The 15,399-nt window shown below is 52.0% G+C and carries 10 protein-coding genes and 1 tRNA gene; 4 read left to right on the forward strand and 7 right to left on the reverse strand.

The features are described from left to right. The first annotated feature begins 161 nt into the window (after positions 1 to 161). Positions 162 to 2,822: a KAP family P-loop NTPase fold protein gene (locus tag IEY39_RS00735; protein ID WP_188927527.1), complete on the forward strand. Its 2,661-nt coding sequence runs from the start codon at positions 162 to 164 to the stop codon at positions 2,820 to 2,822. A gap of 131 nt (positions 2,823 to 2,953) precedes the next feature. After that, positions 2,954 to 3,220 carry a helix-turn-helix domain-containing protein gene (locus IEY39_RS00740; protein ID WP_188927529.1) on the forward strand — a complete coding sequence of 89 codons (267 nt, stop codon included), beginning with the start codon at positions 2,954 to 2,956 and terminating at the stop codon, positions 3,218 to 3,220. A gap of 35 nt (positions 3,221 to 3,255) precedes the next feature. On the opposite strand, the gene IEY39_RS00745 is transcribed toward IEY39_RS00740, so the two are convergent. From IEY39_RS00745 to IEY39_RS00775, 7 genes are all read right to left on the reverse strand, one after another. Continuing rightward, entirely contained in the window at positions 3,256 to 4,782 is a 1,527-nt protein-coding gene (locus IEY39_RS00745; RefSeq protein WP_188927531.1) for a site-specific integrase, read from the reverse strand. Positions 4,783 to 5,001: 219 nt separating this feature from the next. Continuing rightward, positions 5,002 to 5,074, reverse strand: a tRNA-Lys gene (locus IEY39_RS00750). A gap of 400 nt (positions 5,075 to 5,474) precedes the next feature. Then, positions 5,475 to 7,004, reverse strand: coding sequence for a RagB/SusD family nutrient uptake outer membrane protein (locus IEY39_RS00755; protein ID WP_229688710.1), 1,530 nt, complete (start codon positions 7,002 to 7,004; stop codon positions 5,475 to 5,477). Between the two features lie 10 nt (positions 7,005 to 7,014). Then, positions 7,015 to 10,413 (reverse strand): TonB-dependent receptor, encoded by a 3,399-nt coding sequence (locus tag IEY39_RS00760; protein WP_229688711.1) that lies wholly within the window; start codon positions 10,411 to 10,413, stop codon positions 7,015 to 7,017. 208 nt (positions 10,414 to 10,621) lie between these two features. Continuing rightward, positions 10,622 to 11,668: a FecR family protein gene (locus tag IEY39_RS00765; protein ID WP_188927533.1), complete on the reverse strand. Its 1,047-nt coding sequence runs from the start codon at positions 11,666 to 11,668 to the stop codon at positions 10,622 to 10,624. Between the two features lie 194 nt (positions 11,669 to 11,862). Continuing rightward, positions 11,863 to 12,495 (reverse strand): RNA polymerase sigma factor, encoded by a 633-nt coding sequence (locus tag IEY39_RS00770; protein WP_188927535.1) that lies wholly within the window; start codon positions 12,493 to 12,495, stop codon positions 11,863 to 11,865. A gap of 340 nt (positions 12,496 to 12,835) precedes the next feature. Next, positions 12,836 to 13,285 carry an Hsp20/alpha crystallin family protein gene (locus IEY39_RS00775; protein WP_188927537.1) on the reverse strand — a complete coding sequence of 150 codons (450 nt, stop codon included), beginning with the start codon at positions 13,283 to 13,285 and terminating at the stop codon, positions 12,836 to 12,838. Between the two features lie 178 nt (positions 13,286 to 13,463). Between IEY39_RS00775 and IEY39_RS00780 the strand changes: the two genes are divergently transcribed. Both IEY39_RS00780 and IEY39_RS00785 read left to right on the forward strand, forming a co-directional pair. Further along, on the forward strand, positions 13,464 to 14,642 hold the full coding sequence (locus IEY39_RS00780; RefSeq protein ID WP_229688712.1) for an MFS transporter: 1,179 nt from the start codon (positions 13,464 to 13,466) through the stop codon (positions 14,640 to 14,642). Between the two features lie 152 nt (positions 14,643 to 14,794). Then, positions 14,795 to 15,364, forward strand: a complete 570-nt coding sequence (locus IEY39_RS00785; RefSeq protein WP_188927539.1) for a peroxiredoxin — start codon at positions 14,795 to 14,797, stop codon at positions 15,362 to 15,364. The last annotated feature ends 35 nt before the right edge of the window (positions 15,365 to 15,399 follow it).

Here is a 15,399-nt window from a genome sequence, read left to right on the forward strand (position 1 = left end):
ACGGGATCAATTCTTACTTCTTGGTTGGACAGGAGAGATAGGCATTCTCCATGCAGCCCGTTGTAGGTGCGCGGACCGTCAAATCACCCTTTTTGTCCGGTTAAGATTGCAATTCACAAGAAAAAAATGCCCAAACAGACAATTTGTCTTAAAATCGTCAAATGAAGCGTTTTGCGATGAACTTTAGAACGAACAAAAAGGCGTGGGGACGGGTTCTCAGGCTGATATTTGTGTTGGTTCTGGTCTATTTTGCCAGGGAACTGCTCTATCCCCTTATTGATAAATATATTATTGAAGAATTTCATGTGAACAAAGTCAAAGGCTCCGATGAACTGGATTGTGCGTTTGGTTTGCTCTTGGCCTTCTATATCTACTTCGTTGGAAAGCATTGGCGAGGTAAGCGCCTCGTGCCGACCTTAGCGTCTCTGGTATCCATAGCGATCTTCTATGCGGCCTACGTTTGCATCATCCGACAAACGGGCCATTATCAGTTGCTATCCTTGAAAAATGTCTCTTGGTTCAAGTATCTCGATATCCTCTATTTATTGGCGACGATTCCGATGCTGGCCTTTCAACGGCTTCCGGGTAAAGAACCGGCCCCGCTTGCCTTCGGTTTTTTGTCGGACGTTTTTGCGAAGGACCAGGTGGACCTGCTTCAACGCGGAAAATACGCGGAACAGCTGGCGCTTCGCATCCTGTCCGTACGGTTCCTCGAAAAGGCATTTGTGATTGCAATAAACAGCCCTTGGGGCTTCGGGAAGAGTGCATTTTTGCTGCTAGTGGAGAACAATCTGGACAGCAAGAAGGAAAGAAATGGGAACGAGGTGCCAGGCCTTCGACAAGCGCAGGAGGGCACGATTGTAGTCCGGTATAATCCCTGGAAGAATTTCGATGAGAAAAAGATAATTCATGATTTTCTCGACCAGCTGTCCAAAGAATTGGGGAGATATGATGCCGACCTGTCGGCGAAAATCAGGGAATATGCGAAAGCACTGGGGAAAGCGAGTGAGTCGAAGTTGTCTAAATTTACGGAGGCGGCTGTGGAAGTTTTTTTTCCCACAGCCTCCCTCAGCGAGCTCTACGAACAGATCAATAGTCGGATCAAGCGCATACAAAAACGGATCGTAGTGTTCATCGATGATCTGGATAGACTCAATGGGAGCGAACTGCTCGATGTACTACGGTTGGTACGGAATACGGCGAATTTCAACAATACGATCTTTATTGTGGCCTATGATCATAACTATGTCCTCAACACTGTGGACAAGAGCAATCAAATCTCGAATAAAGAACAGTATCTACAGAAAATCGTTCAGTTGGAGCTAACACTGCCAACGTTCTCCGATACCATTTTGTTGGATTATCTTCGGGACCAGCTACAACAGTTGTACAAATCACCGGTACAATATGATCCCATCAACAACGCCTTGATTGCACTTACTTCCTATACCTTGCCCTTCAAGATCGATCCTGCCGGTCAGGTAGCTGCCCAGCCGATGTCCGAACAGGAATTGGTCGATTTTGTATTCCAACAACCGACCAGCCGCGATCTGCTGTTCTACGCCATGATCACCAGTATTCGCGACGTCGTACGATTGGTGAACAGTAGTGAAATGGCGTATGCGAGTATCGGCGATATCGGCGACCCGTTGGAGATATTGCTCCTTGAACTTGTAAAATTGAAGGGGATTAGTGTTTATCAACTGATCGCCAACCGGCATTTTCTTACACTAGACAAAGGGGCGTACAGGTTTGAGGAAGGGAACTATAATCTTTTTATGAGCGCTGAACGGTGTGCTCAGTTGAACGTCCGCCTAGCCGATAAGCCACTGATTGCTGAGTGCCTGAAACGGTTGTTTGATCCGAGTAGAACCCTCTTCTTTCGCTCCGTCGCCAAACCCCAGTACTTTAGTTTGTATTTTTCTTACCAGGCACCTAACGCAGTTGAGCTGGGAAAGATCGAGGATGTCCTAGCCAAAGGTGCAGGGGCGGTAAAGCAACTATATGACGATGCAACAACAGGCCAGCGCGCTGATATCCAATCCTACCTGTATTCCCAGGAAGGGTTTGCCAGCGTCGAAGCATTTAAGTCGGTCATTCAGGCGCTGTGTATAATTGCCGACGATAACTTTCGCGCGATCTTCTCAAAAGTGACTTCACTATTACGAGATCAGAATGTGACGGGAAAATTGTTTAACGGGACGGGATTAGAGTCCTTCGTACTTGGGTTGCTTGGCAATGACGTCTATCCGCTGGATATCCGGTTTGAGCTAGCGTTCGAAGAGTTATATAAATTGCTAAAAGAAGAGCAAAGAGCCACCGATACGGTGATGCTGGTGATGGATAAAGCAGCTTTGCAGGGTGTTCTCCTGCATTGTTTGCAGGAGGAGATTGGGAAAAAAGGTTCATATACACGAAACATTTTCAATATTTATACTCGTAATATCAGCCACATCACCGATACGAATCACATTGTACTTACCGACGAGGCCAACGCCACGATGAATCGATTGGTGCGCGAACAACCCTATACCTATCTGAAACGGGGCTTTATCAATGTCCATCCGGAGCCATCCTTCACCGGGCAGTACTTTTATTTCGACCCGTTCATGGATCAGCATTTTAATCATAGTTTTGAGGAGGAATTGGCTTACCTGAACACGCATCGAGAGTTGGCAGCGTTCGGTGAGGCGGACCGAGAGACATTTGCGGAACTGATCGCCCTTTTTCAATTGGAGGGGTACCCTCGTGCGGAGAAGGTGTTCGTAGAAGATCGCAGACTGATTGCTGCCATAAAGAGTTTTATTGATAACACCGAGTAGCGGCCTGCAGATCGTCCGCGACCTCCGCAACCTGCGTTGCCTCTTGTAAAGGGAATTCGTTGGAGAATTATTCTCAAAGAGGCATTATTGCCTCTATAGTTTTGTTGGAAAGGCCATGGTAATTTGCCGCCATGAGAGTTGAACTAGTGACGAAGGAGGATTTGGATCATTTTCGCCAGACATTGCTGACAGACCTGGTCAGAATGTTGAAGCGGCCGGACTCGGCGCAACCCTGGCTGAAGAGCTATGAAGTACGGAAATTGCTGAAAATTTCAGCCGGGACGCTACATCGGCTGAGGGCGCGGGGTACGTTGCCCTTTTCAAGGATTGGCGGGACATTTCTCTATAAATTCGAGGATGTGCAAAAGTTGGTGGAGATGAACGTCGAAAAGAGATGAAAAAATGGGCTGGGTGTGGGCCCATTTTTGTTTTGCTACTTAGCGGCTGCGCGAGCTTTCTTGGTTGTGTTCTTGTCGGGCAGGTTGGGATCGATGGAATACGTCTTATCGTGCACGTGGAGATGCCGACCGTCACCGAATAATTTTTCCTGTAAAGCGCTCATGTGACGACTGATGGCAGGCTTGCTGGCGCGGGCATAGATTTCCGTAGTACGTTGGGTGCGGTGCCCAAGCATGGTGCTGACGATCTTGAGCGGGATGTCGTGCTCGATGGCGATGGTAGTGGCAAAGGTGTGCCGGGCGGTGTGGGTGGTCAGCTCGAGCTCGATATGGCACAGGGCACCGATTTCCTTCAGATATTCATTGAATCGTTGGTTGCTGTTCACCGGCAGCAGCTTCTTGTACTTGATACAATACGGATGGGACCAGTATTTCAGGATCAGGTCGTCCGCGATGGGCAGGAGTGGGAGGAATTCCGGGTTTTTCGTCTTGTTGCGATTGGTATTGATCCAGTTCTTCTTGTCGATGCCTATGCTCAAATCCCGCGGCCGGAGGTTGTATACTTCCTGATAGGCAAAACCCGTGAAGCAGCAAAAGATAAATACGTCGCGGACCTCGGTTAGCCTCACATTATTGAAGTCGTGAGCAATTACCCGGGCAACCTCGTCCAGGGTCAATGCCTGACGTTCGGGATCGACGTACGTGCATTTGAAGGATTCCAGGGGATTTTGCGGTAGCCAGCCCTGGATGACGGCATCGTCGATCACCTGCTTCAGATTTTTGATATACTTCATTGCGGCATTGTTGCCGATGGAGTTGGTCAGGGTCAGATACTCATGCAGATCAATGGCGAATTTGAGCGGGATGGTCTTTAAGGGCTGATCGTCCGCCTTGTATCGATATTCGAGGAAGCCTAGGAAGGTGTTCTTGGTGCTGACCCATTTGCGGAAGGTCTCATGGGAAGCTGTTCCCTTGAGAACCTTGTAGAGGAATTTCAGCAGAAAGGTATACTGGGCATCCATCAGGGTCTTGTCGACGACAGGATCGTCCATCCAGGTGCGGGATTGTTGGAGGAAGTCTTCGATCAATCGGATCAGGGCGTCGAATTCCTCGGCTATGCGGTCGGGGTGGGGGCCGGCTATCGGGGTTGTCCGGGCTTTCTTCTCCTTGTTCTTCAGGGTCAGATATCGATCGATGATGATCAGGACATGTTGATGAAAGTGCTGGTCTTTCTTGAGCTGTTGTTCCTTTTCCAGATCGGTGCCATGGTACAGTTTGATGAGTTGTTTGGGCTTCACAACTTCAGTTACGGGAATCCGGTCAAAGAGAGTTGTCAGGTCGCCTTTGATCTTAGCGATCTTTGCGTTGAATTGAAGCGTCTCCGGCATTTTACCGAGACATCTTTGTTTGGACTGGCTCCATTCATCCGGCAGGATCCTGCGCGAAAGGGCAAAGTCGGCGGTGTCGCCGTCGATGGTTACGCGGACGTATAAAGGCATTTTGCCATCTGCATCTTTTTTCTGCCGCTTCAGGTACACGAGGATCGAAAGGGATTTGCTCATTTTTAAATGTTTTAAGATGAAAAATCATCCTTGCAAACCCTTATCAGACGAGGCTTTCAGACGATTCGTGTACCTGTAAAGGTAGAAAAGGCGACAGGTACACGAATAGGTACACGAATGGCCTGTATTATTTTGTATCCAATTGAAATGAGATTTAACACAACTTGTTGAATGTGAGGGATACTTAAAAACAAAAAGCACACCGCAGTGTGCTATTCGTGATCCCGCTGGGACTCGAACCCAGGACCCATACATTAAAAGTGTATTGCTCTACCAACTGAGCTACGGAATCGTTCCCGCGGCACGAGGGATCGTGTTTTTGGGAGTGCAAAAATAGGTCAAAAATGATTGGCGGCAAAAATTTTGGGGAATATTTTTCCACGGGAAGAGGGTGGTTATCAACTTTTTCCTGAGGGTGGAAGAGAGGAGGGGCGCTGCGGTGGGGGAGTTGTGAGGAGTGATGGGAGAGTTGTGAGAGTGAGGAAGGGAGAAGGATAAAATAAGGAATGACGGCGCTTGGCCGGCGAAGACGCCGGATGCCGTCATTCCTTTTACCCGATGGATGCATCAACAAACCGCCTGCATAATGCTGCGCGGGGTGGATACCCGGGAAATTGCGGGCCTGCGTAACAATGTGTAGTAGCGTGGCAGCCGCAATTCGCGCGCGGGGCGGGCGGTAGACCCGGGAAATGCTAGAAACCCGGATTATTGGGAAGGAGGTTGGGATTTACATCCGTCTCCTGCTTCGGCACGGGAAAAAGCAGCTGGCTGGCAGTGAAGGTGGCGCCCCATACCGTCTTATGGCCTACAAAGTCGTCCCAGTTGCCGGTGACATCATTATGGACCTTGTGGGTACGCAGCATATCAAACCACATCTTGTTCTCGAAACACAGCTCCCAGTATCGTTCGAGCCAGACCTCGTGCTCGAAGTCGCTTTGGGAGAGCGTGCCGATGGGCGCCAGATTGGCGCGGGCGCGGATGAGGTTGACATAACTGATGGCGTCGCTGCCAGGACCACCGTTGGCCCGGTTGGAGGCTTCGGCGTACATAAGGTATACGTCGGCGAGCCGATAGAGTGTGTAGTTGAGGTCGGACTTGGCCGTACTGGTGACGGCCACCGAATCGAACCACTTATAGATATAATGCGCCTTGAAGACGACGGGCTGCCCGGTGGTGATGCTGGGATAGGTAGTATAGAAGAACTGCTTTTCCTGCACTCGTTTGTCACCCGGGAGATAAGAAGCAATGAACTGATTGGTAGGATAGACCGAGCCATACTCATCCGAATACTTGGAGATCCCCGAATAGTTGGGGATGGTGAGCGGGGTTAGCGGGTTGTTCGAGTTAGCGGCCGCAGCATACTGCACCTGGAAGATAAACTCACCCTTATTCTTGTTAGCCGGTTTGATCATGTCCGTATAGTTGGGGAACAGGGAGAACCCGCCATTGACGATGACGGCCTTACTGCGCTTGGCCGACTCCGCATAATAATTGCTGCCGCCGTTGATGGCCATCCCGGCATAGGTGAGATATACATCGGCCAGGATAGATTCCACCGCACTCATCGAGATGAGCCCGGTGTTGTCCTGCCAGGGCAGGGTGGAGGCTTCGGCGGCGAGCAGATCGGGGATGATGATGCTGTCATAGATGTTCTTCGCCGGTGTGCGCGGCAGCAGCAGGTTGAGGTTGGACGGAACCGCAGTCACCTTCGGCACAGCGCCATACATCCGCACCAGGAAGAAATAGAACAGCGCCCGCAGGGTACGGGCTTCCGCCAGCATATTGGTCTTGATGGAATCGGTGAGGCCAGGGGCATTGATGGTTGGGATGGTCTGGATCGCCAGGTTGCAGGCGCCGACACCCAGGTACATATGCTGCCACCAGGTGTCGACATAGAACGAGGTGTTGTTGTAGGATAGCGTCTGGAAATTGACGAAGCCGGTCTGCCCGAGATCGCTGTTGGACTTGCCCGTCATGAATTCCATCAGATTCCAGGTATTGCCGCCATAGGACGAGGACTGGCCGTTGAGAATGCCCTGCAGATTGGCATAACAGCCATTGGCCAGCGCCCGGGCTACTTTTATACTCGAGACGTCAGAGCCCGGGGTGAGGAAACTGGTTGGGTTTTCCTGCAAAAACTTCTTACAGGAAGCCCCCGAGAGAACCAGGAGAAAGATCAGGATATATTTGAAGTTCGGTTTCATCGTTGCATTTTTTTTCATTCGAAATAGATTATAACCCCACTGACACCCCGAAGTTCCAGATACGTGGCCGGGGATAGGAGAAGAAGTCCAGATTTTGCGAGAAGCCGGTATTCGCTCCATACGAGGAGAAGTAAGTGTCGACCTCGGGATCATATCCCGTGTATTTGGTGGAGAGGAACAAGTTCTGGACACTGACATACGCCCGCAGCTTGCTCAGTTTCATGGAACGGACCGTTCTCTCGGGGAAGGTATACCCCAGGATGAAGTTCTGCCCCCGGATGAAAGAGCCATCCTCGACCCACCAGGTGTCGAAGTGGGAGTCCTGGGCGAACTTGTAATTCCTTACCTCGGAGATCATGGTGTTCTGGTGCTGCGGCGTCCAGCCATTCAGGACGGTAGCCAGGCTGTTGGCGATGGTCTGACGGTCTTCGCTGGAGTGCTTGAAGGTAGCCGCCGTATTGACACCTTCCACAAACCGGATATCGAAGGTGAAATCCCATCCTCTATAGGTCATGGTACTGCTGAGGGTGCCGGTCCAATCAGGATAAGCATGCCCGATGATGCTGTAATAGGGGCTGCCGTCCTTGTTGTAAATGTATTTCCGGTCGCCGACGTGCAGGCCATGGGACGCTGCAAGGGCCGCTTCGTTGGAGCCGTATGTTCCGATGCGGGTCATGCCATAGAAGGAGCCGATGGCCTCGCCCACGCGTAACACATTGGTCTGACCAAGGAAGTTGGGACCGGGGAAGATGTCGGCATTGCCGGAGTTGAGGTTGAGAATCTTGTTCTTATTGACGGCGACGATGAAATTGGTGCTCCAGGTGAAGTCCTGGGTCTTTATATTCACCGTATTCAGGTTGACTTCGATGCCTGTATTCCGAACACTGCCAACATTCTGATATACATTGGCGTTGGTCATCCCGGCAGACCAGGGGATGGGCGCCTGCAGCAACAGGTCTTTTGTTGTCCGCTGGTAGAGGTCGAGGTTGAGGTTGATCCGATCTTTCATCAGCCCCAGTTCGATACCGATGTCGGCCTGCAGGCTGCGTTCCCATTTGAGATTGGGGTTGCCGATATAGGCAGGGGAAAGAGTGGACTGGTTGGCGCCGTTGAGCACTACGGTATTGGGCTGAATCTGGGCGATTGACCTGTACTGGCCGATCTCCTGGTTACCGCTGATGCCATAGCTGCCACGGAGCTTGAGGTTGCTGATCAACCGGCTGTTTTGCATGAATGGCTCCTGGGAGATGCGCCAGGCTGCACCGGCGGATGGGAAGAAGGCGTACTTGTTATTGGCGCCGAACTTAGATGACCCGTCCTCGCGCCCCGTGAGGGTGAACAGGTATTTCTCATCGATGTTGTAGGTGAACCGGGCGAAATAGGAGTTCATGGTCCATTGATAGTCCTGGGACTGGGCGTTCTGGCGGACTGAACCGGCGTTGAGGTAATCCCACTGGAAGAAGTCGTCGATGAAATTCTGCGTCTCCGCATTCACCCATTCCTGGTTGTATTGCTGCCAGGAGGCGCCGAGGAGGGCGGTGATCTTCTGGCGATCGTTGATCGTCTTATTATAGGTGAGATAGTTCTCGGACTGCCAGTAGATGTTTGTATACGCATTGATGCTGGCGTCCCCGCCCTGGTCCTGGCTGAGGTGAGGCAAGTATATGGAGGAATAGAAGTTGTTCTTCTGCCCGCTGACGTTGAAGCCGAAGTCGCTTTTGAAGTCCAGGTCCTTTGTTATATGCACGAGGGCATAAGCGTCACCGGTTGTTTGGAGGGTATTGTTCAAGGTATACCGATCGGTAGCGGTGTGCACCGGGTTGGGCGCGCCTTCCAGCCCCGCGATGTCGCTATTGCCCGCCCATGTTCCGTCGGGATATTTCACGGGCAGAATGGGAACTTCCTCGATGACGGCACGGGGCACATTGAGGGCGCCATTGGCATCGGACACCACCCGTTGGGTGCTCTGGATCAGGTTGATGGCGCCACCCATCCGCAGCCAGTCGTTGACGTCATGGTCGAGAGTGAGCTTGACATTATATCGTTTGAACCAGGACTGCACCATCAATCCGTTCTGGTCGAGGTAGCCGGCCGAAAGGCTGAAGAGGGACTTTTCGGAGCCGCCCTGAACAGTCAGCTGGTGGCTGTTGGAGAAGGCCGGCTTGAAGGTCTCTTTCTCCCAGTTGGTATTGTAAAGGGGTTTGTCGTTAGCGTCGAAGAGTTTTGGCAAACCGAAGTGATTGAGGGGGACGGGTGGGGTCCAGACGCCGCCCAGGGGGTCGAACTGGGTGCCGTTGGCATAGGCCTGGTTATAGATCTGGATAAACTGCTGGGAGTTGAGGGTCTGCACATGGCGGTAGAGTTCAGCTTCATTGATATTCCCATCATAGGTGACACGGCTGATACCGTGGCGACCCCGCTTGGTGGTGATCATGATCACGCCATTGGCGCCACGGGCGCCGTAGATAGCGGTGGAAGAAGCATCCTTCAACACTTCCAGGGAGGCGATGTCGTTTGGATTGATGGTGTTGGCATCGACGCCGATGACCCCGTCGACGACATACAAGGGATCGATGTTGGAGTTGATGGAACCGATGCCGCGGACCCTGACCTTGGCGGCGAAACCGGGGGCGTTGCTGTTGATATTGACGTCAACACCGGCGATCTTGCCTTCGAGGGCCTGGGAGACGTTGGGGACGGGTTTGTCCATCAGTTGATCGCCCCTGAGGCCCGCGACGGCGCCGGTGAGGTCGGATTTCTTTACCGTTCCATACCCGATGACCACGACATCGTTGAGCCCGCGGATGTTTTCCTTCATGACGATGGTGAAGGAGACCTGGCTGCCGGTGGTGATGGACTGTTTCTGATAGCCTACGGAGGAAAATTCAAGGGTGGCGCCTTCATCGGGCACGGTGAGCTTGAACCGGCCTTCGGCATCGGTTGTCGTGCCGGTGGAAGTACCCCGGATGGTGACGGAGACGCCGGAGAGGCCATCGCCCCTGTCATTAGTGACCGTTCCGGTGATGACCTTGCTCTTTGGTGCTTTGTCGCCTTCCCGGTCTTCTTTTGCCGGCTCTTCTGTCGAAGCAGATGACAGAACATCCGGCCTTGCGGGGGAGATGACGATGGTGTTACCTACCTGTTCGAACCGGAGATCGGTGTTGAGCAGTAGGATGGAAAGAATGGCATTGACCGAACGGTTGCTGCCGGCCATGCTAAGATTGTGGATGCGCTTCACCTCCCGTTTGTTATAGGCAAAGGTGAAGGGCGTTAGCCGCTGGATCTTGTCCAGTGCGGAGAGCAGGGTCTCGTCCTTTAGTTCGAGGGAAATATAGACTTTGTTGATGTCCTGTCCGATGGCGTCGCGAGCGCTTAACAACTGGGCGCCGCTGAAAAACAGGATAAGGAAAATTAAGCTGACCCGCATAAAATACAGCAACCGTTTTTGAGTGTAGTAGAGCAGTCGGCGGCGCCCTGTTTCCAGGCATGGGCGCACAAACGCTGACAATCCTAAAAATGTCATAGTTTTGATTGTTTTAAATGATGCAAACTTGTTTAAAACGGGATACCTCCTTGTCAAACAGAAAGGTATCTTTTACCACTGCTCCGGGTTCCAGCCGGGGCAGTTTTTATTTTTATTTGCAGCCTTCGCCCGTGATCGTGACGCGACCATGGTCGATGGCATACTCCATATTGTTGATCTTCGACAGCACGCTGACCATTTGCTCCAGCGGTTCCACACCAGTGAAAGTGGCCGTGACCGGGCAATTCTCCGCAGCCGGGTTGGTGAAAACGATGGTCAGGTGATAGCGTTGGGCCAGCGTGTCCATCGCTTCGTGTAGGGGTACGTCATTGAATAGCAGCCAGGATCTTTTCCAGCTTAGGGCTTCACCGGCGTTGACCGGTATTTTTTGCAGATGCGTGTGCATCGAGTCCACCGAGAGCTGTTCGTTGCGGTGGAGAATACTGTATTCCCCTCTGGCGTTCTCCACTTTTACCTTTCCCTTTGTAACGGTGATGATGATATCGTGTTCGTTGTTGGCGTCGATGTTGAAGGCGGTGCCGAGCACTGTGGTACGGATGGTTCCCGTATGAACGATGAAGGGGCGGGTGTCCCTGTGGATGTCGAAATAGGCTTCGCCATGCAGGGTTACTTCGCGGCGGGTGGGGTCGAAGCCTGTTTGATATTCAAGCCGGGCGGTATTGTGCAATAATACTTTGCTTCCGTCGGGCAACGTGATGCAGCGATCGGCCGGTGCATGTCGGACAGGCGCAGGGGCCAGGGATGCCTTGGCAACAGAGAGATGCTGGGATCGATGGTGAAAGCGCAAGACCAGCGTTGTTAAGAGGAAAATACCGAGAGCGGCGGCTACACAACGGCCAATCAGGATGGGGCGGAGGCGAAAGAGCCTGGCGGGTGTTCGTGGCCGGGAATCGATGGCTTCGGGAGGGGATTCGGGTTCGCGCCGGCTGAGGATATGACGAAGAATGGTGTCGGCTTGGGCCTTGTCCTGGGGATGAAAAGGAAGGTCTTCATTCCAGGTGTCGGCAATAAGCCGGCGCAGGGTGTCGTCGTGTTCCGTCTGCATGAGCAAGGTAAAAAACTCCTCTTTTTCCTTTGGAGTACAATCCTTATTCATGTACCGGCGGAACAGGTAAGCCAATCGTTGGGATGCTTCCATAGTTTAAAATTTCGGCACATTCCGAAGGTTAACAGCGGCTCGAGCTCGGGCTCATCCTGAACCGCCGGTGGCGGTTCGCCCGCAAGGGCAGACGTTAGCCATATGCGGGAATCGGGGCATTTTTAGGGCAGCCCGATTCCCGCATATAAAGACTGTAAAACGACCGGATAGGAGTAGCCGGGTGAAAATTTTTTTCAGCGGTGGAAAAAATGGGTCAGCAGCACCACTATTCCGGGCAGCAGGCCGTCTGTTGGAAAGTGCAAAAGACCACGCAGATTTTTTAGCGCCTGTACCAGGTGGGTCTTAACGGTGTTGCGGGAGATGTGTAATTGTGAGGCGATCTCCTCGTGTTTCAAACCCTGGTGGCGGCTGAGGGTAAAGATGAGCTTCTGCCGGGGTGGCAGCCGGTCGAGCGCCTGTTGCAGCCGCAACTCATTTTCCCGTGTAAGCATCCGGTCTTCCACCGGGTTGATTTCAGGATCGAGAAGGCCGGCTATCTGGCTGCGGAACGAGGCTTCTTTAGCCATGTTCTTTAGCATGTCGAATACATGGTTGCGCGCGATGGTAAAGAGCCAGTTGTCAAAACGGAGAATATGTGGGAGCTTATCGCGGTGGAGCCAGACCTTTAAAAAAACTTCCTGTACCAGTTCGTCCGCCTGGCCGGCGTCGCCGGAGACGTGAAAGGCATAGGAATAGATCTTACGGCGGTAGTGATGAAAAATGATGCCAAAGGCCTTTTCGTCACCTTCAGCTACTCTTGCAAGCAGATCATTCTCATTCGTCAGTGGTAAGGTCTTTACTGCAATATTTTGTCGGGTGTCAAACATTGCTGCAGGTTGTTGATGCACGTCCCAAATTTATCCCAATTAAGGATTGCGGCAAAAAATTAGGGAAATGTAATTTTTTGCCACTAGTTGTAAAACTAATGAATTAGTAGCAGTTTCATAAAAAATTGACCTTCATGCAGAAACTGGCCAAGCGGGAAGAACAGATCGTGCAGGCCTGCTGGTGATTGGATGCTGGCTTATTTCGCGAAGAAGCAAAAGCTCTCCCGGGAAGAATTAAACGAAGTTGTGGAACTCGTTCAATCCCAAAAGAAATGAGGAGGAGGCAGGATATAAAAAGGCTGCCGGCAGCAGCAGGCTGCGGCAGCCCCTTCCGGTTTTGTTACTTTACGTTGATGTGTTTGGAAGCCATCTTCTTAGCTTCTTCTGTTTTGGGTAGCGTCAATTTGAGCAACCCATTCTCATAACTAGCATCAATCTTGTCTTTTACTACGCCTTCCGGCATGGTGAACGCCCGGGAGAAGGACGTGAAGCTGAATTCCCGGCGGGTGTGGCGTTCGTTGCTGTCCTGTTTTTGTTGGGAGGACTCCGCGCTGATGGTCAGCAGGTTTCCCTCTACGTCGACGTTGAAATCGTCTTTTTTCATGCCGGGCGCAGCCAGGGAGATCTCATAATGATCCTGTCTTTCTACGATGTTTACGGCGGGGACGGTCATCATCGTTTGTCCAAGGGTGCCGCCTTCTGTGTCGAACCAGCGATCCCAGGGCTTGAAGAAATCGTGGAAGATGGAAGGGAGCGTTTCAGCCCTTCTGATTAGATCTTTCGTTGCCATAAAACCTCCTTTATTTTTTGGTGAGTAAAAACGCTTGCGGAGGCGATAGAGTATTTAGGTAAAAAAAGGGCTGCAAAAAGATTGCCAGAATCTTATTTTTGTCATTTTATCATATAGTTAAAGAATAATGACAGTTGTTAAGGCAGACATGCCCTTATCCCCGGGGAGAATTCGTGTCATGGTAGCCATTTTTTTCTTTGTGTCCGGGTTTGGTTTTAGCACCTGGGCGTCCCGTATCCCGACTATTCAGCAGCAGTTGCATTTAAATGAAGCGCAATTAGGGGCCGTGCTTTTTGCCCTGCCGGTGGGGTTGCTCGGCACAATGCCTGTCACCAGCGTATTGTTAAGCCGTTTTGATAGCCGCAGGATCATGATGGTCGGCGCGGTTTTGTTCAACCTGATGTTGTGTTGCATCGGGTTTGTCACGCAGGCCTGGCAACTGGTGGTGCTTCTTGTTTGTTTTGGCAGCAGCCGCAACCTGATGAATATTTCCGTGAATGCACAGTCCCTTGGCGTGCAGGGTTTGTATGACAAGTCCATCATTGCCCGGTTTCACGGCATCTGGAGCCTGGCGACTTTTGCGGGCGCCGCGGTAGGGTCGCTGATGGTGCGTTTCTCGGTGTCGCCAGCCTGGCATTTCCTGGTGGTAGGTGTCTTGCTGACGGCGCTGTGTGTATATGCCTTTCCGGGGAGTCTGAGACAGCAGCCGGCGCCACGTGAACGGAGGCCCTGGTTTGCGTTGCCGGACAGAACCCTGGTGAAGTATGGGCTTATTGCCTTTGCCTCTATGGCCTGTGAGGGAACGATGATCGACTGGAGCGGCATTTATTTCCGCAAGGCGGTGCACACGACGCAATCGGTAGCTACGCTTGGTTTTGTCGCGTACACGATCACCATGACGCTTGGCCGGCTTACCGGTGACCGGCTGACGAGCCGCTTTGGCATCCGGCGGATGTTGATCTATAGCGGTATGCTTATCGCCGGAGGGCTGTTGGTGGCGGTGCTGTTACCCTATCCGCTGACCGCGGGTTTTGGTTTTATCCTGACGGGTTTTGGCGTCTCCTGTGTGATCCCGATGGTTTACATCCTGGCGGGGCGGGCAGTGGGTATGAGCAGCGGGTCGGCCATCGCGTCGGTGTCAACGGTAGCCTACCTGGGCTTTCTTGTCGTTCCGCCGCTGGTGGGTTCTGTGGCGCAGGCAGCGGGATTACGGGGAGCTTTTGGAATGATGGTGGGGTTTGGTTTGCTGATCACAGGACTGGTAAGGCTGACGTTGGGCGAAGAGCGGCCTCTTGGCGCTGCTGAGGTGGCGGAGTTGGAAGAGCAGGGCCGCGAAGCAGATAGATATTCTCTATGAGTTTATAGAAAATTGCGATGATGATCTATCGGGTGAAGCGCTATTTTTGCGTCACGTTACTGCAGATGGAGTGCAGCCGACGTAGCTTCCATGATTGCCCGCCATACGAACGTTCTGTTTCGAATTTCACTGTTCTAAAACAAATCAAGTATATGCCCAACAGAATTTTGTCAATTGGCGAAAAGTTTCCTGCGTTCAAGAAGAAGGCAGTTGTATCTATCGAAAAAGGAAAGGAATTTACGGAGATCACCCAGGAGTTTGGCAGTGCGGAAGGCAAGTGGACGGTAATGTTCTGGTGGCCTAAGGATTTTACTTTTGTTTGTCCCACAGAGATAGCCGAGTTCAACAAGAAGAATAGCGAATTTACGGATAGGGATACGGTGGTGATCGGCGCTTCTACGGATTCTGAGTTTGTGCATGCTGCCTGGAGGCGGGATCACAGCGATCTGCGTGATCTCAAATTCCCGATGCTGGCGGATACGTCCAAGTCGCTGGCCGAAGAGTTGGGTATCCTGGATAATGAGGAGAAGATCGCTTATCGTGCGACGTTTATCATCGATCCGCAAGGGATTGTCCGTTGGGTGAGTGTTTATGATCTGAATGTAGGGCGTAGCGTACAGGAAGTATTGCGGGTGCTGGATGCGCTGCAGACCGATGAGCTTTGTCCTTGCAACTGGAAGAAGGGGGAAGAGACCCTGACGGCCCAGTTGAGTATGAATTAACCGCCTCCGGCGGCTTAAAGAACAGGCCAGCCCAG

Origin of the sequence: Puia dinghuensis (genome assembly GCF_014642875.1) — a bacterium.
In the GTDB taxonomy this organism is placed as follows: Bacteria; Bacteroidota; Bacteroidia; order Chitinophagales; family Chitinophagaceae; genus Puia; species Puia dinghuensis.